The sequence below is a fragment of the Photorhabdus sp. RW14-46 genome (assembly GCF_963887965.1).
Taxonomy (GTDB): Bacteria; Pseudomonadota; Gammaproteobacteria; order Enterobacterales; family Enterobacteriaceae; genus Photorhabdus; species Photorhabdus laumondii.
Window position 1 is genome coordinate 26,799 of the sequence record NZ_CAWPHH010000031.1, and the last position, 21,695, is coordinate 48,493.

General features: G+C 44.7%; 17 protein-coding genes. 10 read left to right on the forward strand and 7 right to left on the reverse strand.

Features of this window, described 5'->3' with window-relative positions; translation table 11 throughout:
- Positions 1-155: 155 nt before the first annotated feature.
- Complete coding sequence (locus AACQ38_RS19245; RefSeq protein WP_011145886.1) at positions 156-1,055, reverse strand: lysine exporter LysO family protein; 900 nt, start codon at positions 1,053-1,055, stop codon at positions 156-158.
- A gap of 320 nt (positions 1,056-1,375) precedes the next feature.
- On the opposite strand from AACQ38_RS19245, the gene macA reads away from it, so the two are divergent.
- Both macA and macB read left to right on the forward strand, forming a co-directional pair.
- Positions 1,376-2,488 (forward strand): macrolide transporter subunit MacA, encoded by a 1,113-nt coding sequence (gene macA, locus AACQ38_RS19250; RefSeq protein ID WP_165578831.1) that lies wholly within the window; start codon positions 1,376-1,378, stop codon positions 2,486-2,488.
- Positions 2,488-4,431 (forward strand): macrolide ABC transporter ATP-binding protein/permease MacB, encoded by a 1,944-nt coding sequence (gene macB / locus AACQ38_RS19255; RefSeq protein WP_011145888.1) that lies wholly within the window; start codon positions 2,488-2,490, stop codon positions 4,429-4,431. Before macA ends, macB begins: the two co-directional genes overlap by 1 nt.
- An 80-nt stretch (positions 4,432-4,511) precedes the next feature.
- On the opposite strand, the gene cspD is transcribed toward macB, so the two are convergent.
- Entirely contained in the window at positions 4,512-4,733 is a 222-nt protein-coding gene (gene cspD / locus AACQ38_RS19260; RefSeq protein WP_011145889.1) for a cold shock-like protein CspD, read from the reverse strand.
- A 342-nt stretch (positions 4,734-5,075) separates the two neighbouring features.
- Between cspD and clpS the strand changes: the two genes are divergently transcribed.
- Positions 5,076-5,396, forward strand: coding sequence for an ATP-dependent Clp protease adapter ClpS (gene clpS, locus AACQ38_RS19265; protein WP_011145890.1), 321 nt, complete (start codon positions 5,076-5,078; stop codon positions 5,394-5,396).
- Positions 5,397-5,428: 32 nt separating this feature from the next.
- Positions 5,429-7,705: an ATP-dependent Clp protease ATP-binding subunit ClpA gene (gene clpA, locus AACQ38_RS19270; RefSeq protein WP_165578832.1), complete on the forward strand. Its 2,277-nt coding sequence runs from the start codon at positions 5,429-5,431 to the stop codon at positions 7,703-7,705.
- Positions 7,706-7,804: 99 nt separating this feature from the next.
- Here the strand turns inward: clpA and infA are convergent, their stop codons facing one another.
- From infA to trxB, 5 genes are all read right to left on the reverse strand, one after another.
- Positions 7,805-8,023 (reverse strand): translation initiation factor IF-1, encoded by a 219-nt coding sequence (gene infA / locus AACQ38_RS19275; RefSeq protein WP_002211347.1) that lies wholly within the window; start codon positions 8,021-8,023, stop codon positions 7,805-7,807.
- Positions 8,024-8,179: 156 nt separating this feature from the next.
- Entirely contained in the window at positions 8,180-8,872 is a 693-nt protein-coding gene (aat, locus tag AACQ38_RS19280) for a leucyl/phenylalanyl-tRNA--protein transferase (RefSeq protein WP_041380764.1), read from the reverse strand.
- Positions 8,873-8,878: 6 nt separating this feature from the next.
- Complete coding sequence (gene cydC / locus AACQ38_RS19285) at positions 8,879-10,627, reverse strand: heme ABC transporter ATP-binding protein/permease CydC (protein ID WP_165578833.1); 1,749 nt, start codon at positions 10,625-10,627, stop codon at positions 8,879-8,881.
- A 2-nt stretch (positions 10,628-10,629) separates the two neighbouring features.
- Entirely contained in the window at positions 10,630-12,399 is a 1,770-nt protein-coding gene (gene cydD / locus AACQ38_RS19290) for a heme ABC transporter permease/ATP-binding protein CydD (RefSeq protein ID WP_165578834.1), read from the reverse strand.
- A gap of 134 nt (positions 12,400-12,533) precedes the next feature.
- The gene (trxB, locus tag AACQ38_RS19295; protein WP_011145895.1) at positions 12,534-13,493 is read right to left on the reverse strand and encodes a thioredoxin-disulfide reductase; all 960 of its coding nucleotides are present in this window, start codon (positions 13,491-13,493) and stop codon (positions 12,534-12,536) included.
- Positions 13,494-13,991: 498 nt separating this feature from the next.
- Here trxB and lrp point away from each other — a divergent pair, with 498 nt between their 5' ends.
- The 6 genes from lrp to serS all read left to right on the forward strand — a co-directional run bounded on the left by lrp (position 13,992) and on the right by serS (position 21,645).
- Positions 13,992-14,486 carry a leucine-responsive transcriptional regulator Lrp gene (gene lrp / locus AACQ38_RS19300; protein ID WP_011145896.1) on the forward strand — a complete coding sequence of 165 codons (495 nt, stop codon included), beginning with the start codon at positions 13,992-13,994 and terminating at the stop codon, positions 14,484-14,486.
- Positions 14,487-14,616: 130 nt separating this feature from the next.
- Complete coding sequence (locus tag AACQ38_RS19305; RefSeq protein ID WP_165578835.1) at positions 14,617-17,943, forward strand: DNA translocase FtsK 4TM domain-containing protein; 3,327 nt, start codon at positions 14,617-14,619, stop codon at positions 17,941-17,943.
- A 218-nt stretch (positions 17,944-18,161) separates the two neighbouring features.
- Positions 18,162-18,773, forward strand: coding sequence for an outer membrane lipoprotein chaperone LolA (gene lolA / locus AACQ38_RS19310; RefSeq protein WP_011145898.1), 612 nt, complete (start codon positions 18,162-18,164; stop codon positions 18,771-18,773).
- Positions 18,774-18,780: 7 nt separating this feature from the next.
- The gene (locus AACQ38_RS19315) at positions 18,781-20,124 is read left to right on the forward strand and encodes an AAA family ATPase (protein ID WP_165578836.1); all 1,344 of its coding nucleotides are present in this window, start codon (positions 18,781-18,783) and stop codon (positions 20,122-20,124) included.
- A 19-nt stretch (positions 20,125-20,143) separates the two neighbouring features.
- The gene (locus AACQ38_RS19320) at positions 20,144-20,389 is read left to right on the forward strand and encodes a hypothetical protein (protein WP_158538151.1); all 246 of its coding nucleotides are present in this window, start codon (positions 20,144-20,146) and stop codon (positions 20,387-20,389) included.
- Positions 20,356-21,645: a serine--tRNA ligase gene (gene serS, locus AACQ38_RS19325; RefSeq protein ID WP_165578837.1), complete on the forward strand. Its 1,290-nt coding sequence runs from the start codon at positions 20,356-20,358 to the stop codon at positions 21,643-21,645. Before AACQ38_RS19320 ends, serS begins: the two co-directional genes overlap by 34 nt.
- Positions 21,646-21,695: the final 50 nt, after the last annotated feature.

The following is a 21,695-nucleotide window of genomic DNA, read 5'->3' on the forward strand; positions in this document are numbered from 1 at the left end:
ATAAAAGCTTATTTATTCTATTGTCATACTGCGAAAAGATGAATAGGTCACAAATGGTCAGCATTAGGATAAGTAACTACTGTTGACGACTTATGACCATGAAGCGCCCGAACTGTTATTTATGACATCAAGTATTATTGTGGCTCAAATGCTGGTTAAGTAAAGAATGCGATCAGTAAAGGTGCGAGCAAACTCAGGATGAAACCGTGAACTATCGCTGCTGGAACAATACTGACGCCACCGCACCGTTGTAATATTGGCAAGGTGAAATCCATCGAAGTGGCACCACTTAATCCTAGAGCGCTTGAGCGATATCGATTGATTAGAACCGGAATTAGCATAATTGCCGCTAGTTCGCGAGCCAGGTCATTAAAGAATGCAGCACTGCCGATGACTGGCCCGTAAGCATCAGAAAGTAAGATGCCAGAAAGGGAATACCAACCGTAACCGGAAGCCAATGCTAAACCTGTTTTCACTGGCAGCCCAAGAATAAGTGCGGCAATTGCACCTCCGGTAAGCGCACTGACAGCAATGACAATTGCAATAATGGTACCGCGGCGGTTTAGCAATATCTGTTTCAGGCTCATACCATTGTTACGTAATTGAATACCGACGAGTAACAGTAAAACGATTAAGGCAATTTCACTGGCATGATTGGAGAAGTGCAACCATGACCAGCCAGTGAGCCCAAATAGGAAACCTAAAATCAGTACACCACATAATTTCAGTGATTCAAAAATCATATGTAAACGGGAAGGGGGTTTGTCCTGTTTATGCGGACTAACAACCCAAGGATCATGTTTTTCAAGCAGGAATAACGCTAGCATATTAGCTGTAAAAATACATAAAAAAAATGTTATCGCATATTGAAAGATAGAGAAGAGGTTACGGCCTAAATCGTCCAACAAAGCCAGGCTAATTCCCATTAAAAACAGGATGATATAGACCATTGCGTTAAGAAGGTGATGAACAGCACTTAACAGTGTCTTATTATTTAAATGGGTAAGATAGCCTAGCGTTAACGGCAAAAGAATGATCAGTAGTCCAGAGTACATAATTAACATCCTTTAAAACGATTAACGTCTTTTTATCCAAATTTAGTATAAAAATCGATTGTAAAGAGTATAAAAATAAAAGATAACAATTTTTTTACATTAAGAGAATAGCCAGGATAGAGTGAAATATGTTGTTGCTCAAAGAATTTTTTTATTCTTAAGATGAGTATGTTATTAATGAATTGCAACGGGTATAAAACGTAAAAAGAACGGCATCTATCTGGAATGGAATGAGTGGAAATCCTCGGTTTTCAAAGTATTGCAAGAAAATCAGTTTTTACCGTTTCTCTGAATCTAATGCTTAATATGGTGATATTTAAATGAATTTTATTCGTTCGAAACGTCGATGGATTGTGTTGTTAACTATTGTGACAGTTATCACATTGGTTCTGGGTCATTTTCTGCGTGGGCCAGAAACAATTAAATATCAGACAGTCCCTGTCATTAAAGGTGATTTGGAAAAAAATGTATTGGCAACGGGGAAACTGGATGCGGTCAGGAAAGTGGATGTTGGTGCACAGGTGAGTGGTCAGTTGCAGAATTTGCATGTTGAAGTGGGCGATAAGGTGGTAGAGGGCCAGCTACTGGCTTTGATTGATCCTAAGCCTGCACAAAACCAAGTAAAAGAAGTTGAAGCTACGATCAAAGAACTCAATGCTGATCTGATAGAAGCCAAGGCACAATTGAAATTAGCACAGCTTACATTAAAGCGTCAGAACAATCTGGCAAAAGTGCAGGCGGTCTCTCTCCAGGAATTGGATCAGGTTAAAACAGACGTTGAAGTGAAAAGAGCGAAGATAGAGAATTTGCTGGCACAAATCAGTAAAAATCAAGCAAGCCTTGATACTGCTCAGACTAATTTGCAATACACCCGGATTACCGCACCAATGGATGGCATTGTTGTCAATATTAAAACGCTTCAGGGGCAAACAGTCATTGCGGCACAGGAAGCCCCGACCATTCTGACATTAGCTGATCTTGGCACGATGTTGGTAAAAGCGGAAGTTTCGGAGGCGGATGTTATTTACCTGAAACCGGGTCAGAAGGCCTCTTTTACCGTATTAGGCGCACCGGATAAAAATTTTCCTGGTGTGTTGAAGGATATTTTGCCGACGCCAGAAAAGATTAATGATGCGATTTTCTTCTATGCGCGCTTTGAGGTGGCTAATCCCCAGCAACTTTTACGTTTGCAAATGACTGCGCAGGTGAAAATTCAACTCGATTCCTATCGTGACACATTAATGATCCCGCTTTCTGCTTTGGGTAAACAGGTTACACCGACTCGCTATGAAGTGGATATCCTGAATGGGGGTAAAGAAGAGAAACGGGAAGTGACTGTTGGTGTACGCAATGATGTAAATATACAAATTCTGTCTGGTCTGAAAGAGCATGAGCAGGTGATTACCGGTCATAGTGAAGCAGGGGATGAGTAATGAATGCGTTACTTGAGCTGAAAGGTATAGAGCGCAGCTATCCCGCTGGGGAGCAACAGATAAAAGTACTGGATGATGTCACCTTGTCTATTTACGCGGGAGAGATGGTCGCGATTATTGGTGCGTCAGGCTCGGGTAAATCGACACTGATGAATATTCTTGGTTGTCTTGATCAACCCAGTAACGGTGAATACCGGGTCGCGGGACAGAATGTTGCTGAACTGAATAATGATGAATTAGCAGCGCTGAGACGGGAACATTTTGGCTTTATTTTTCAGCGTTATCATTTGCTGACTCATTTAACCGCGGAACAGAATGTGGAAATTCCCGCTATTTACGCGGGAGCCGCTAAAGCAGCACGTCGCCAGAGAGCAATAGAGTTGCTTGGTCGTTTAGGGCTTGAAGATCGAATCTACTATCAGCCAGGGCAACTTTCTGGTGGACAGCAGCAGAGAGTCAGTATCGCCAGGGCATTGATGAATGGTGGTCAGGTCATTTTGGCTGATGAACCAACTGGGGCGTTGGATAGCCACTCCGGCGAAGAGGTGATGGCTATTCTCAAACAACTGTGTGAACAGGGGCATACCGTCATTATTGTCACTCATGATCCGAAAATTGCGGCGCAGGCACAACGAATTATTGAGATCAAGGATGGTCACATTATGAGTGACTCTGGTACGCAAGTGAGTAGAAAAATCACTCAAACTCCGTCGTTAACATCAAAAATATCGTCGATACGCCAGATCTTTGGGCGGTTTAATGAAGCTTTATTCATGGCATGGCGGGCAATGGTTGTCAACAAGATGCGTACCTTACTGACCATGTTGGGGATTATTATTGGTATTGCTTCTGTTGTGACTATTTTGGTTATCGGAGATGCGGCTAGGGCATCGGTGTTATCCGATATTAAAGAGATTGCCACGAACACCATTGATATTTATCCGGGAGAAGATTTCGGCATTGATGATCCGGTCAGTAAGCAGGCGTTGAAAATAGCGGATGCAGATGCGATTAAAGTGCAGCCCTATATTCTGGCTGTTTCTCCTGAAATTGAGGGTCAAATGCGTCTTCGCAAAGGGAACATTGATGTCTCTTCGAAAGTGACTGGTGTGGGTGATGAATATTTTCAGGTTTATGCTCTGCGTTTTGCCCAAGGGATAGGGTTCTCATTGGATATGATACGCCGTCAGGGGCAAGTTGTGGTTATTGATAAAAATACCCAGCGTAAGCTGTTTCCTCATCAGAAAAATGTGATTGGGGAGGTGATCCTGGTGGGTAATATGCCGGCCACGATTGTGGGGGTGATAGCTAACAGAGAATCTGCATTTGGTAATAGCAAATTACTGCATATCTGGTTGCCTTATAGCACAATGACCAGCCGTCTGATGAACCGAAGTTATCTGGACTCAATTACTGTTAGAGTAAAGGATGATTATAACTCTAAGGATGCAGAAAAGATGATTGTTCAGTTGCTGACTTTACGCCACGGCAAAAAGGATATTTTCACCGATAACGTGGACATGTTGGTAAAAGCTGCGGAAAAGACGGCCCATACTTTACAACTGTTTTTGACGATGGTGGCAGTAATTTCACTGATAGTTGGCGGTATTGGCGTCATGAATATTATGTTAGTTTCGGTGACTGAACGTACAAGAGAAATCGGTATCCGTATGGCGGTAGGGGCCAGAACCAGTGATGTGAGGCAACAGTTTTTGATAGAAGCTATCTTAGTTTGTCTGGTTGGCGGTGTTTTAGGCATTGGGTTGTCTTATACGATTGCATTTATTGCTCAACTGGCACTACCCGGTTGGCATTTTGTTTTCCAGCCCATTGCATTACTCAGTGCGTTCGCCTGTTCTACCGCAATTGGGGTGATATTTGGGTTTCTACCGGCCCGTAATGCTGCTCGTCTTGATCCAATCGAAGCGTTGGCAAGAGAATAAGCGGAAATAAGATGACGCCGCAGGTAATTGCCTGCGGCGTATGAAAATAATACCTGGTTATGACCCACAGGCCAGGCTATTTAGCCTTTGGGTTCGTTTTCAAGAGGAACAATAATACTGGCATGATTTCCCTTTGGTCCTAGGTGAACGCTGAAATTCACCTTTTGGCCCGCTTTCAGCGTCCGGTAACCGTCCATCTGAATGGTTGAGTAATGAGCGAATATATCTTCTCCGCCGCTTGCCGGGCAAATAAACCCAAAACCCTTAGCATTATTGAACCACTTAACAGTACCTGTCTCCATACTTCTACATCCCTCGTTTAATGATTTCGGTTGAGATGAGCCATTAATATAACAGTCGTAAACAATCACATGTAAACAGTGACATTATCTATGTTTGTTCACAAAACATACTGTAGTAAAAATCAAATTCTCGTCAAGCACAGAACAAATGTCTGGTTGTTTTGAATGACTAAAGTTTGATATAGATAACGATATGAGTTTCGTTCATGCACTTTTATGCTGAGTTTTCATAGGGGAATAGTCTGTGGTAAAAGGAGTTGCCCAGATAATGATAAGATAAGTGGCAACATAATTTATTTGCTGGCAGTGGCTGGTTTTAGAGATTAATCCGTTGGGAAAATAATGAACGAGTATCATAACAGTTTGAAAAGTAAGGAATCTGTTAAGGATGAGCGACAGCAAAAATTGCAGCCGCCGTCAATGTATCAGGTCATTCTTAACAATGATGATTACACTCCGATGGAGTTTGTAGTTGACGTATTACGAAAGTTCTTTTCTTATGATATTGAACGGGCAACGCAATTAATGTTGGATGTCCATTATCAAGGGAAGGCTGTTTGTGGGGTTTATACTGCTGAGGTGGCAGAAACTAAAGCAGCCCAGGTAAATATGTATGCCAAGGAGTATGGGCATCCATTACTTTGTACGCTGGAAAAAGTCTGACCAGGTATACTGATTTTTAGGGGGAGGTGCTTATGCTCAACCAAGAGCTTGAACTTAGTCTTAATATTGCCTTTGCTAAAGCACGGGATAACAGACACGAGTTTATGACCGTGGAGCACCTATTGCTGGCGTTGTTAAGCAATTCATCAGCGCGTGAAGCATTGGAAGCCTGCAAGGTCAATCTGGCTCAATTGCGTAAGGAGCTGGAGAATTTTATTTCACAAACGACACCGTTGTTACCTGAAAATGATGAGCGGGAGACTCAGCCAACGTTGAGCTTCCAACGTGTTCTTCAGCGCGCGGTATTTCATGTTCAATCCTCTGGGCGTTCAGAGGTTTCTGGTGCTAATGTGCTGGTGGCTATCTTTAGCGAACAGGAGTCTCAAGCGGCTTATTTGCTGCGTAAACATGATGTGAGTCGTCTGGACGTGGTTAATTTCATTTCTCACGGAACTCAAAAAGAGGACTCGGAATCGGATCATCAGGAGACGGGCACGCAATCAGCAGAAGAGCAGCTTACAGGAGAGGATCGGTTGGAAAATTTTACAACTAACCTTAATCAACTCGCTCAAAGAGGACAGATTGATCCATTGATTGGCCGCCAGGATGAGTTAGAAAGAACAATTCAGGTATTGTGTCGCCGCCGAAAAAATAACCCATTGTTGGTCGGAGAGTCGGGGGTTGGTAAGACAGCCATTGCAGAAGGGCTGGCGTGGCGGATTGTGCAAAAAGATGTACCGGAAGTGATGGCTGATTGTACGATTTATTCGCTGGATATTGGTTCATTGCTAGCGGGAACTAAATATCGTGGCGATTTTGAGAAGCGCTTCAAAGCATTGTTAAAAAACCTTGAGCAGGATAGAAAAAGTATTCTATTTATAGATGAAATCCATACCATTATCGGTGCGGGGGCTGCGTCAGGGGGGCAGGTCGATGCGGCTAATCTGATTAAGCCATTGTTATCCAGTGGACGTATCAGAGTGATTGGTTCTACAACCTATCATGAATTCAGTAATATTTTTGAAAAAGATCGGGCGTTAGCGCGTCGTTTTCAGAAGATTGATATTGTTGAGCCTTCACCCGAAGAGACGGTACAGATTATTAGAGGGTTGCGGCCAAAATATGAGGCGCACCATGATGTACGTTATACCACGAAAGCTATCCGTGCTGCGGTTGATTTATCGGTGAAATACATTACTGATCGCCACTTACCGGATAAGGCGATCGATGTGATTGATGAAGCTGGGGCGCGTACCCGTCTGGTGCCGATTAGTCGCCGTAAAAAAACGATTAATGTGTCGGATATTGAATTCGTCGTTGCCCGGATTGCCCGGATTCCTGAAAAAACCGTTTCTGCCAGTGATAAAGATGTTCTAAGAACATTGGATGAGCGGCTGAAAATGTTGGTATTCGGTCAAGATAGCGCGATTGCGGCATTGACCGAAGCCATTAAGATGAGTCGTGCAGGGTTGGGGCAGGATAATAAACCGGTGGGTTCTTTCCTACTTGCAGGTCCGACAGGCGTAGGGAAAACGGAAGTCACCGTACAGCTTGCTAAGGTGTTGAATATCAAATTATTGCGTTTTGATATGTCAGAATATATGGAGCGCCACACAGTAAGTCGTTTAATTGGTGCACCACCGGGATATGTTGGTTTTGATCAAGGAGGATTGCTTACGGATGCGGTGATTAAACATCCTCATTCCGTATTGCTGCTTGATGAGATTGAAAAAGCACATCCAGATGTATTTAACCTGTTATTGCAAGTCATGGATAACGGTACGCTGACTGATAACAACGGGCGCAAAGCGGATTTTCGTAACGTCATTTTAGTCATGACAACGAATGCGGGGGTACGTGAAACACAACGCAAATCCATTGGATTTAAGCAGCAGGATAACAGCTCCGATGCACTGGAAGAAATTAAGAAAGTGTTTACACCGGAATTCCGTAACCGTCTTGATGGTATCATCTGGTTTAATACGCTTTCCATTGAAGTCATTCAACAGGTAGTTGATAAGTTCATTGTCGCCTTGCAGGCACAATTGGATGAAAAAGGCGTTTCGCTGGAGGTCAGTGCGGATGCTCGTCAATGGCTATGTGATAAAGGCTATGATAAAGCAATGGGTGCTCGCCCAATGGCGCGGGTCATTCAGGATAGCTTGAAAAAACCGTTGGCAAATGAACTTCTATTCGGCTCATTAGTTCACGGTGGCTCGGTGAGTATTGGCCTGGATAAGGCAAAACGCATACTGACCTACGATTTCAGCAATGCTTATAAGCAGAAGCCGGAAGATGTAGTGCACTAATAGAAGAGCGACACCACAGGTGAATACAAAGTTGTAAGATACAAAGTTGTAAAATACAAAGTTGCTACCTGTGGTGTAATACCTAAAAACGGTAATGAATCAGCGGCTACGGAAGACGATACGGCCTTTGCTCAGGTCATATGGGGTCAGCTCAACTGTAACCTTGTCGCCTGTCAGGATGCGAATATAGTTTTTACGCATTTTACCTGAAATGTGAGCAGTGACTACGTGCCCGTTTTCTAATTCAACGCGGAACATAGTGTTTGGTAGTGTGTCTAGCACAGTACCTTGCATTTCAATATTGTCTTCTTTGGCCATCTAATCCTCTAAGTTTAATAACCATCGTTTTTAACGGGCAAGATAATGCCGAAAAACCCTCATTATGTAAAGGAATGTTGTATTTTAACCCGCTATTTTGCAAATAGTGCATAGTGATATTTATGTTATCAGCAACATGAATCGGTCAAATGTTGATTATAATTCCAGTACTTGTTGTAACCAGCAACCAGCTTTTAATGACCGATTTCTGAATTGATAAAGATACTGAATAAATTCTTCTCTGGGGATCTCTTTTGCTCCCAGTGAAGCTGTGTGATGGTTAAGCACTTGGCAGTCCAGTAATTCACCACCGTGTCGCAGAAAATGGTGATAGAAGGCAATGAACGCACATTTGGATGCATTCTCCATTCTGCTGAACATAGACTCACCGCAGAATAGTGTGCCAACGCTGACACCGTACAAACCACCAACAATCCGCTCATTGTGCCAGACTTCTACTGAATGTGCTTGTCCTGTCTGATATAATTTTTTATAGCCTTGTTGGATATCTTTGCCTATCCATGTTCCTTCCTGCCGTTGAGCGCAGAAATGGACCACCTGTTCAAAAGCATGATTCACCGTAATATGGTATGGGGTATTGCGCAGAAACCGGCGTAGGGTTCGGCCGATATGCAATTCACCCGGAATGATTACCGCACGTGGATCGGGGGACCACCAAAGTGGCATTTCACTGGGTAAAAACCAGGGAAAAATACCTTGATGGTAGGCTGCATTTAATCGCTTAGCGGATAAATCCCCCCCGACTGCCAGTAAGCCGTTAGGCTCCGTTAATGCTTCTTTCGGGTGAGGGAAATCATATGAATCAGCATTCAATTGAATTATTGGCATCATGTGCTACTGCCCCGGTTCAAGACGAATCTGATGTTGCCGCTGATAAAACTGATAATAACGACCCTGCTGAGCCAGTAATTCATTATGCTGCCCTTGTTCAATAATAGTGCCGCCATCCATGATGTAAATACAGTCCATATGGTCAAGCCCGTACAGGCGGTGGGTGACAATAATCAGTGACTTATGCTGACAATGCTGACGCAATAGAGATAGAATTTGCTGTTCAGTATCCGCATCGAGCCCTTCCGTAGGTTCATCCAGTAACATCAGTGGTGCCGAGTGCAGTAACGCTCTGGCAATTCCCAAGCGGCGCTGTTCACCGCCTGACAACTGACGACCGCCTTCGCCCATCCAGCAGTTTAGGCCCTCATTGGTTTCCAGTAGATTGCTTAAACCTACCTGTTTCAGCACAGTTTCTAGTTCATTATCGGTTGCATTTGGTTTTGCCAGTAATAAATTCTGTCGTAAAGTATGACTGAACACATGAACACGTTGTGAAACAACCGATATCATACTGCGCAGAGTTGATTCGTCATAAGCAGTAATAGCATGCTGATTCAGACAGATTGAGCCTGAATCAATATCCCAGGCCCGGGTCAGTAATTGTAGCAAGGTAGATTTACCACAACCGGTTTTGCCTAACAGTGCGATATGTTCTCCTGCTTTCAAACAGAGAGAAACATTTTTCAGGACGGCCATTGGCTGATCAGGATAAGTGAAACTGATATTTTTGATATCAATACTGGCTTGAGCTGAACTTTCCGGCCCTGATGTAGGAAACATGACTTCCGGTTCTTGTTGCATCAATTGAGAAACACGGGTTGCAGAGTTAATGACCTGTCCTAGATGTTGGAATGCAACAGTGACAGGGCCCAGGGTTTCAAATGCGGCAAGAGAGCAGAAGACAAACAGTGCAATTAGTGCCCCCGGCTGGCTGTTTCCCCCCACGCCGTTAGCTGCCAGCCATAATATCAATGTGACAGTCATACCGGTGGCAAAAATCATGATTGCCTGTGACAAGCCGGTTAGGCTCGCTTGCTGTTGCTGGCATCTTAACCAACGTGACTCGATATCAGCCATTGACTTGCGGAAACGGCCAACAGCACTGAATACCATCAATTCGGCTTGCCCTTGCAATGCCGCTGTGAGTTGGGTGCGGTATTGACCACGCAGAATAGTCAGATTGCGACCAACGGATTTACCTGCGTTATAAAATACTGATGGCAGCAGGATCAACAGAGCCAGCATAATACCGCCAAGGGTATAGGCTAATGTGAGATCGAGAAAGCCAAGGCCGAAAGTGAGGACCATGATAACGATAAAAGCTGATAATATCGGCGAAATCACTCGTAAGTAGAGGTGATCCAGTGTTTCAACATCAGCAACTAGTCGGTTTAATAATTCGCCTTGGCGAAAACGAGCTATTCCTCCCGGTGAAAGTGGCAAAATTTTCTGAAAGGCAAAAACCCGTAAATGTGCCAATACCCGGAAAGTGGCATCATGGCTAACCAACCGTTCAGCATAGCGTCCGGCAGTTCGAAGAATGGCTGAGCCACGGACACCGGCAGCCGGTAGCATATAGTTGAATGTATAACCGGCAAGACCTGCTAGTGCTGCGCCTGCAAGGAACCAGCCAGAGAGGGTCAGTAAACTTATGCTGGCGAGTAGTGTAACAGTGGTCAGAACCATGCCTAAACTGATAAGAAACCAATGACGACGATAGAGCGCCAGAAAAGGAAGCAATACCCGCATAACTACAGCTCCTCACTTCGATGGGATAACAGGCGGGTGAATACCCCTTGAGATTGGCTTAGCGTCTGGTAATCTCCCTGTTCAATAATCAACCCCTTTTGCATGACCCAAATCTGATCATATTCCAGCGTTTCTTCCAATTGATGGGTAACTAGCAGGGTCGTCTGATGATGAGATGCCTGATTGAGTGTTGCCATCACCTGTTGTTCGCTATGCGCATCCAGGCTGGCACCAGGCTCATCCAGTAATAATAACCGGCAAGGTTTCAATAGGGCACGGGCAACCGCGATACGTTGGGCCTGACCAACGGATAATCGTGCTGCATTATCACCGATAATGGTATTCAGCCCATCGGGTAAATCGTGAATAAATTCGGTGACGCATGCTTGTTCCATAACCTGATGGATTTGTTGTTGATTGGCATTAGGTTGGTTCAGACGAATATTATCAAGCAAAGTCTGCTCAGGCAGATGTGGATTTTGTCCAACCCAGCTCAGTTGGTTACGCCATCTCTGCTGATCCAACTCACGCAGTTCGGTGCCATTAATTTGTATTGAACCACGATAGGGCAGAAACCCTAACAGTAAATTCAAGAGGGAACTTTTACCTGCTCCGCTTTGACCAACTAATGCCACCCGTTGATTTTTCTCTATAGTAAAATTCAACGGGCCAGCAAGCCGGTTGCCGTCGTGGGCCAAAATTTCCAGATTATTAGCAATGATGGTCAACGGATCTTGGGGGGGAAGTGTTTTATCACCACTAGCAGGTGCATATTCACCATCACTGCTCAATAAAGTCACTAATGCTTCGGCGGCCCCAACCGCCTGGGCTTTAGCGTGATAATAAGTACCCAGATCGCGTAATGGCTGGAAAAACTCTGGGGCGAGGGTTAACACCAGAAAACCGGCAAACAGAGTAACGCCCATCCCGTAACTGCCAAAATTAAGCTCCCCCAAATAGGAGAAACCGAAATAGACAGCGACAACGGCAATAGAAATGGCAGCAAAGAACTCCAGCACCGCAGAAGAAAGGAACGCTAATCTCAGCACTTCCATCGTCCTGTAACGGAAGTTTTCGGTGGATTCGCTGATTTGTTGTGTTTCTGCTTTGCCGCGATAAAACAGGCGCAACGTTTCTAACCCACGTAGCCTATCAAGAAAATTACCGCTTAACCGCCCTAGTGCGACAAAATTACGCCGATTAGCGTCTGCGGCACCTAAACCAACCAGTGCCATAAATAGCGGGATCAGAGGAGCAGTAGCGAATAAAATTAGCCCGGCAGCCCAGTTAACAGGGAATAGGGTGATCAGAATAAGAATCGGGATTATGACGGCAAGAGACATCTGTGGCAGATAGCGAGAGTAATAATCCTGCATATCTTCTATCTGCTCAAGAATAATGGTTGCCCAGCTACCGGCTGGTTTGCCTTTAACCCACATTGGGCCAAGTTGTTCCAGCTTATCCAATACCATAGCGCGAATTTTCTGACGCACGATTTTGCCACAAATAAAACCGATTCGTTCCCGAATAGCACTGATGATAGCTCGTAACGCAAAGGTGGCTGCTAGCAACCAAAATTCGTTCGTGATGTGCTCGCGTGGAAGATTATCCATGATTAAAGCTTGCAGAATTGAGGCCAGTAGCCAGGCTTGAGCAATAATCAATAATCCACTGATTAAGCCAAATAACATGGACAGGCGGAGCCAGCGTTGGGCCGGGGCACTTTGCTGTTTCAGCCAGCGAACCAATTCATACTGTCTTGTTTTATCCATAAGGAAAAATTCTAATTCAACAGGTGAGGGTAATGGTGTACCAAAAGGCTGGACATATCCTATGTGTCAGCATCCTGCTGATATGTTACATGTTAAAAAGCGCTACCGAAATAGCGCCTTGAAAGAAAAAGAATTTATTTAGCGGCTAGCCCATCCAGGAAACGTTCTGCGTCGAGGGCTGCCATACAACCTGTACCAGCGGAGGTAATTGCCTGTCGGTAAGTATGATCCATGACATCACCGGCGGCGAATACACCGGGAATGGAGGTCTGAGTGGCGTTACCCTGTAAACCGGATTGAACTTTAATGTAACCATTATCCAATTCTAATTGGCTTTCAAAAATAGCGGTATTGGGAGTATGGCCGATGGCAATGAAGGTGCCGGTAACAGCCAATTCTTCTGTAGCGCCACTTTTGGTATCGCGTAGGCGAACACCGGTAACGCCCATATCATCACCGAGTACTTCATCCAGAATCCGATCAGTATGCAGGATGATATTGCCATTTTTGACTTTATCCATCAGGCGACTGATCAAGATCTTCTCTGAACGGAATGTATCACGGCGATGAATTAGGTGAACTTCCGCTGCAATATTTGCCAGATATAAGGCCTCTTCTACCGCGGTATTACCACCGCCGACAACGGCGACTTTTTGGTTACGATAAAAGAAACCATCACAGGTTGCACAGGCTGAAATACCACGACCTTTGAATGCCTCTTCAGAAGGTAAACCTAAATAACGGGCAGAAGCACCTGTTGCGATAATCAGTGCGTCACAGGTATATTCTTGCTCATCACCATAAAGGCGTAAAGGCCGGCTTTGCAGATCAACTTTTTGAATATGGTCAGAAATGATTTCGGTTTGGAATTTTTCAGCATGTTGGTGCATGCGTTCCATTAACCCTGGGCCGGTCAGACCTTCCGGATCACCGGGCCAATTTTCGACCTCGGTGGTTGTAGTCAATTGACCGCCTCTTTCAACCCCGGTAATAAGAACCGGATTTAAATTTGCTCTGGCAGCGTAAACCGCGGCAGTATAGCCTGCTGGACCGGAGCCAAGAATAATAAGTTTGTGGTGTTTGGCGGCGCTCATGAATACCTCATTTCCATATTATCACCTATCGAATATCGAACGATTGTAGGAGAAATAGGAGGGTAAAAAAAGTTAAAAGACTCATGTTACTAACGATTTTACCGATAGATATTAACTAACAATGATTTTAACCTGAGAAAAGTGTCCTTTTAGTGCGGTTTGGATTTTATTTGCTCATTTTCAATTAATGGTAGACTATCGAAACGATTAACTGAAAATTTGTTCCACAGGTTGTTCTGATTTTTGCTCATTTACTTTGACAATCGGCTGTGCATTTGCGAAAACATCACTGTAAGAGATAATTATCCACCTCGCTAAATTCGTTTCTATAAAAATCGACATGCGGATAATTCCCTCTAGTAGCATTAAAAAAATGGCCTGTGAGTTGCTTTACGCTGTATAGAGCGAGGCTTTAACTTTAAGACATCTTTTCCAACTCAAACTCAAGAGATAGGGGAAAATGTTATGGGTGTAGGAAAATAAAGAGAGATCAACAAGATGATAGATAATAAAAAACGTCCGGGAAAAGATCTTGATCGCATAGATCGTAATATCCTAAATGAGCTACAGAAAGATGGGCGAATTTCTAACGTAGAACTGTCTAAACGGGTAGGTTTATCTCCAACCCCATGTTTGGAGCGTGTTCGTCGTCTGGAACGTCAAGGGTTTATTACTGGATACACGGCATTGCTGAATCCTCACTATTTGGATGCATCTTTGCTGGTATTTGTTGAAATTACCTTAAACCGCGGCGCTCCAGATGTTTTTGAACAATTCAACGCTGCTGTACAAAAATTGGAAGAGATTCAGGAATGCCACTTAGTTTCTGGTGATTTCGACTATCTATTGAAAACTCGCGTACCAGACATGTCAGCTTATCGTAAGTTGCTAGGCGAAACTTTGTTGCGTTTGCCAGGTGTTAATGACACTCGCACATATGTTGTGATGGAAGAAGTTAAGCAGAGCAATCGTCTGGTCATTAAGACTCGCTAAAATCTTACCAAAAATGTACAGGTGCAAAACTGGAAAAACTTAGGTACACTCCTGTTTATGCATACAGTTCCAACGCTGAGCTATCTCGGCGTTGTTCCGTTAAATCAACAGGAAACCTGGAGAGCCTTTCTTGAGCCAGGAATATACAGAAGATAAAAATATTAAATTACAGAGACTGAGTAGTGGGCGCAGGCTGTTAGAAGCTGTGCTGCTTGTCATTGTTATCCTAGCGGCTTATCTGCTGGTCGCACTTGTCAGTTTTAACCCTTCTGATCCCAGTTGGTCTCAGACTGCATGGCATGAGCCGGTGCATAATTTGGGGGGGGGTGTGGGTGCATGGCTGGCCGATACGCTGTTTTCTGCATTTGGCATTCTGGCTTATGTCATCCCCCCAGTGATGATATTGGGTTGCTGGACTGCTTTTAAGCAACATGATGACCGAGAGTATGTTGATTTCTTTGCGTTGGCTTTGCGCGTTATTGGTGCATTGGCAATCGTTTTGACTTCATGTGGATTAGCGGCACTGAATGTTGACGATCTCCATTACTTTGCTTCCGGCGGTATTATTGGCAGTCTGTTTAGTAGTGCGATGTTGCCTTGGTTTAATGAATTAGGTGCAACTTTGGTCTTGCTGTGTATTTGGGCAATTGGGTTGACGTTATTTACTGGTTGGTCATGGTTAACCATTGCTGAAAAGACGGGAGCAATCATTCTGGGAGCAATAGGATTGATTACCAACCGCAGCCGTAATGAACAAGAATATACGCCATACGATGAAACGGCTATTGCGCGGGAAGATCTCGCCGATGATAAAACAGAACCTGAATTCACAGCGGCTGGTATTGATCATGATGATGTGCTATTTACAGCACCTTCAGCCGTAGAGTTAGCAAAAGCTGAACTGGACGAACCCGAATCGGTGAAAGCAGAAATCGAAATCGAACAAGAACAGCCAATAGATATTCCTACCACTAATATGGCTAATATTGATGCTGAACCTGAAATTCGGGTTAATACATCAGATGATGGTATTGTCCAGTCTCAGCCATTAGTGGAAGAGAGTGAAAAGAATAATAACGACGAACCTGTTCGTTATACGTTTGAAATTCCTGCTGAGTACCATTTTGAGCCTATATCTGAATTTAACCGTCAAGGGACGCCGACATTTGAACCCGTCGAAAATAGCCGGAACAGCAGCGACACCTTCACTTTTATGCCTGAAACAGAACCAAAAAATGTTGTAGCAGCAACTTCTGCAACGGTTATAACAGGCAATTCTCAGGTTAAGCAAGGAATCGGGCCAGAACTGCCTCGTCCTAATCCTGTCCGTATTCCAACCCGCCGTGAACTGTATGGCATTAAAGTGCCTTCACAACGTCTTGCAGAACAACAGCGTGAAGAAGAGGTCAAACAACAAGTCGGTGGAGCGGATGATGATATTGAGTCTGATAAACAGCAAGAAGTGTTGCTGAGTCAGCAGTTTCTTGAACAACAGCGCGAGCGTTATCGTATTACGACGGATACAGAAGAACAGGCCCCAATCCAGCTTCAGATAAGACAGAACCCATTTGAGCCGGAAAATCAGCCTTCGGTGGAAGAACGGGCTCAAACAGCGACCGAGACTGTTAAACAGACAGTTGAGCAGCCGCAATATAAGCGTTATCAGGAGCAAGGTCATCAGGAGAAAAAAGAGCTTTCTGCTCTGGAGAGTTTATCGATTTTAAATAATTTTTCACCGGTTGAAGATTTAGTTGAAAAAGAGCCAGCAGAGCCGCTATTTATGCCTTCTGTTCACTCAGCACCGGAAAATCAATTAGAACGGCCTACAGAAATTGCTTTTGCGCCAGCACCTGTACACAATGTTGTGCAGCAACCGCAGCAACCGCAGCAACCGCAGCAACCGCAGCAACCGCAGCAAGATAGCTTATTTCATCCGTTTTTGGTTCGTAACGATCAACCGTTGCCAAAACCGACGACACCAATGCCTTCGCTCGATCTGCTAACCAGTCCTTTAGCGGAAGAGGAACCCGTTGATATGTTTGCCCTTGAGCAAACGTCCCGTTTGATTGAAGCGCGTCTGAGTGATTATCGAGTTAAAGCTGATGTCGTGGGTTTTTCACCCGGTCCGGTGATTACCCGGTTTGAATTGGATTTGGCTCCAGGTGTTAAAGCATCACGTATTTCCAACTTATCAAGAGATTTAGCACGTTCTCTATCAGCGGTTGCTGTGCGTATTGTTGAAGTGATTCCGGGTAAACCTTATGTTGGCTTGGAATTGCCGAATAAAAAGCGCCAGACGGTCTATTTGCGTGAAGTATTGGATTGTGAAAAATTCCGCGATAATCCATCCCCACTGACAATTGTGTTGGGTAAAGATATTGGCGGCCAGCCGGTTGTTGCTGATTTAGGTAAAATGCCGCACTTGCTGGTGGCGGGTACAACCGGTTCGGGTAAATCTGTTGGTGTTAACGCCATGATCCTCAGTATCCTCTATAAAGCAAAACCAGAGGATGTCCGCTTTATTATGATTGACCCGAAAATGTTGGAGTTGTCGGTTTATGAAGGCATTCCTCACCTGTTAACCGAAGTTGTTACCGATATGAAAGATGCCGCTAATGCACTGCGCTGGAGTGTCGGTGAAATGGAACGCCGTTATAAACTGATGTCTGCATTGGGTGTGCGTAATCTGGCGGGTTATAACGAAAAAGTTAAGCAGGCAGAAGAGATGGGACGCCCAATTCCTCATCCATTCTGGAAGCCGGGTGACAGCATGGATGTTACTCATCCGGTGCTGAAAAAAGAGCCGTACATTGTTGTCATGGTCGATGAATTTGCTGACTTAATGATGACCGTCGGCAAAAAAGTTGAAGAGCTGATTGCCCGATTAGCACAGAAAGCACGTGCTGCTGGTATTCATCTGGTTCTGGCGACTCAACGCCCATCTGTCGATATTATTACCGGCTTGATTAAAGCGAATATTCCGACTCGTATTGCCTTTACGGTTTCCAGCAAAATTGATTCCCGCACCATTCTTGATCAAGGCGGAGCTGAATCCCTGTTGGGCATGGGAGATATGCTTTATCTGGCACCAAACTCCTCGATTCCGGTGCGTGTTCATGGTGCATTTGTTCGGGATCAGGAAGTTCATGAAGTGGTGAATGATTGGAAAGCCCGCGGCTGTCCAGAGTATGTTGACAGCATTCTCAGTGGTGGTGATGATGCTGAGGGGGGCTCAGGTTTTGATAGTGATGAAGAGCTAGACGCCCTGTTTGATCAGGCCGTTCAATTCGTGACGGAAAAGCGACGAGTTTCGATTTCTGGTGTCCAGCGTCAATTCCGTATTGGTTATAACCGAGCGGCGCGTATTGTGGAACAGATGGAGGCACAGCAGATTGTCAGCGCTCCGGGTCATAATGGTAATCGTGAAGTATTAGCGCCACCACCACATGAGAGCTGATATACCCGTTATCTTTCAAGTTGCCTCTTTGTTGGCTGCACTCGCTCACCCCGGTCACATAGTTCGCTATGCTCCCGGGGATTCGCTCCCTTGCCGTCGCGATGCATCTTGAAATCCATAGGGTATATGAATATTGAACGTTGAAGACCCTGATAATGGATCACTTGAAGTAATAACGTTGAGAAAGAAGTAATAACGCTGAGAAAGGTATCTCTGACATGAAAAAGCTGATATTGATTGGTTGTTTAATGGCTGGCATGAATATCAATGTGGCATGGGCGAATGCTAGCCAAAATTTGCAGGAACGTTTGGGTAAAGTAAATAGTTTTCATGCTAGCTTTACTCAAACCGTCACCAGTGATGATGGGGCAACAATTCAGGAAGGTGAGGGGCAATTATGGGTTAAACGTCCAAACCTATTTAATTGGCATATGACATCACCTGATGAAAGTGTTTTGGTATCGGATGGTAAAACATTGTGGTTCTATAATCCGTTTGTTGAGCAGGTAACGGCTAATTGGTTGAAAGATGCCACAGGTAATACGCCATTTATGCTAATTACTCGTAACGATGCTAAAGAATGGTCTCAATATAAAATTAGCCAGCAAGGGAATGATTTTGAACTGACGCCGAATAATGTCACTGGTAATCTGAAACGTTTCTCGATTACCGTTACGACGGATGGCACTATCCAAAAATTTTCTGCTATTGAGCAGGATGGACAAAAGAGTGCTTATCAATTAAAAGGGCAGCAAAATACCCATGTAGATGCGGCAAAGTTCAGTTTTACGTTACCGAAAGGCGTTACGCTGGATGATCAGCGCCAGTGAGGTTTAAGTGAACAACTTGTCACTCGATTTTTCTCAAAATGAATTCCGGCCATTGGCCGCGCGTATGCGGCCGATGACATTAGAACAATATATCGGCCAGCGGCATTTACTCGCTGAGGGAAAACCTCTGCCAAGGGCTATCCGGGCTGGGCAACTGCACTCCATGATTTTATGGGGGCCACCGGGGACGGGCAAAACAACATTAGCTGAAATTATTGGGCATTATGCTCAGGCTGATGTTGAACGGATATCTGCGGTCACTTCCGGCATCAAAGAGATACGTGAATCGATTGAAAAAGCGCGTCAGAACCGGAATGCAGGGCGTAGAACTATCCTGTTTGTTGATGAAGTACATCGATTTAACAAAAGCCAACAGGATGCTTTTCTGCCACACATTGAAGATGGCACGATCACCTTTATCGGCGCTACGACAGAAAACCCCTCTTTTGAACTGAATTCTGCATTACTTTCACGGGCACGTGTCTATCTGCTTAAATCATTGATAACAGAAGAGATTGAGCAGGTGCTTGAACAGGCCATGAGTGATAAAGAGCGCGGTTATCATGGTCAGAATATCGTTTTGCCCGAAAATACCCGTCACATGATCGCGGAGCTGGTTGCTGGCGATGCCCGTCGTTCATTGAATTTGCTGGAAATGATGGCGGATATGGCAGAAACCAATGCTCAGGGACAGAGGGTTTTGACACCGGCGCTATTGAAAGAGGTCAGTGGAGAGCGAAGTGCTCGTTTTGATAATAAAGGTGATCGTTATTACGATTTGATTTCAGCATTGCATAAATCCGTTCGTGGCTCTGCCCCTGACGCTGCGCTTTACTGGTATGCGCGGATCATTACCGCCGGCGGTGATCCGTTATATGTAGCCCGTCGTTTATTGGCTATTGCTTCCGAAGATGTTGGTAATGCCGATCCTCGGGGAATGCAGGTAGCTATTGCTGCATGGGATTGTTTTACGCGTGTCGGGCCGGCAGAAGGTGAAAGAGCGATTGCTCAAGCTATTGTTTACCTTGCCTGTGCGCCGAAAAGTAACGCGGTTTATACCGCTTTTAAAGCAGCGATGGCTGATGCGAAAGAAAAACCTGATTATGATGTTCCTGTGCATTTGCGCAATGCACCGACAAAATTGATGAAAGAGATGGGGCTTGGCGAAGAATATCGTTATGCCCATGACGAACCTAATGCTTATGCGGCGGGTGAAGTTTATTTTCCACCTGAGATACGGGAAACCCGCTATTACCATCCGACTAACCGAGGGTTAGAAGGTAAAATAGGCGATAAACTCGCCTGGCTTGCTGAACAGGATCAAAATAGCCCGATAAAACGCTATCGCTAACGTTATTGTTGCGGTAAGGTTGACGGGTAAAAATACCTTATGGCCCATCAACTTGTGTGGGCTTATTCATATCATCTATACCCTATGGATTTCAAGAAGCATCGCGACGGCAAGGGAGCGAATCCCCGGGAGCATAGCGAACTATGTGACCGGGGTGAGTGAGTGCAGCCAACAAAGAGGCAACTTGAAAGATAGCGGGTATAACTTAATAACGACAAGCACAGGACTAGCATGCTCGATCCAAACATACTGCGTAATGAGCTAGGCGCAGTCGCCGAAAAACTGGCTCGCAGGGGCTATACCCTTGACGTGGATACGCTGCGCAAACAAGAAGAGCGCCGTAAAGTTTTACAAGTTGAAACTGAAACCCTGCAAGCAGAACGTAATTCCCGATCGAAAGCTATTGGTGCAGCAAAAGCCCGTGGTGAAGATATTGATCCACTGCGTCAGGAAGTGAACCAGTTAGGTGAAAAGTTGGATACAGCGAAAGCTGAACTGGAAAAACTTCAGGCTGAAATCCGTGATTTGGCTTTAAGTATCCCTAACATTCCAGATGATTCTGTACCGGTAGGTAAAGATGAGAACGATAATTTGGAAGTGAGCCGTTGGGGTGAGCCAGGTAAATATGATTTTGAGATTCAAGATCATGTTTCATTAGGTGAATTGACCAATGGTCTGGACTTTGCTGCCGCGGTTAAACTAACGGGTTCACGTTTTGTGGTGATGAAAGGGCAAATTGCTCGTCTGCATCGGGCGTTGGCGCAATTTATGCTAAACCTTCACACAGAACAGCATGGCTATTTGGAAACTTATGTTCCCTATTTGGTAAACCATGAAACCTTATATGGTACGGGTCAATTGCCGAAATTTGGTGAAGATCTTTTCCATACTAAGCCGCTGGAAGAAGAGGCGGAAAGCCATTACGCGCTGATCCCAACTGCTGAAGTTCCGATAACCAACTTGGTTCGTGGTGACATTCTGGATGAAAATGAACTGCCATTGAAAATGACCGCTCATACCCCCTGTTTCCGTTCAGAAGCGGGTTCTTATGGTCGTGACACCCGAGGTCTGATTCGTATGCACCAGTTTGATAAAGTTGAACTGGTTCAGATTGTTCATCCTGATGAATCAATGGATGCATTGGAAGCATTGACAGGGCATGCAGAGAAAGTACTGCAATTACTGAATCTGCCATATCGTAAAGTTTTATTGTGTACTGGTGATATGGGTTTTAGCGCGTGTAAAACTTATGATTTGGAAGTGTGGTTACCGGCTCAGAACACATATCGTGAAATCTCTTCCTGTTCTAACATGTGGGATTTCCAGGCGCGCCGTATGCAAGCACGTTTCCGTGGTAAAGAAGATAAGAAAATTCAATTACTTCATACCCTGAATGGCTCTGGTTTGGCAGTTGGCCGTACTCTGGTTGCCGTTATGGAAAACTATCAGCAAGCCGATGGTCGTATTGAAATACCGGAAGTATTGCGTCCATATATGGGTGGTTTGGAATATATTGGTTGATTATTGTATTAATGGAAAGCGCCAGATTTGGCGCTTTTTGCTTCGTTTTT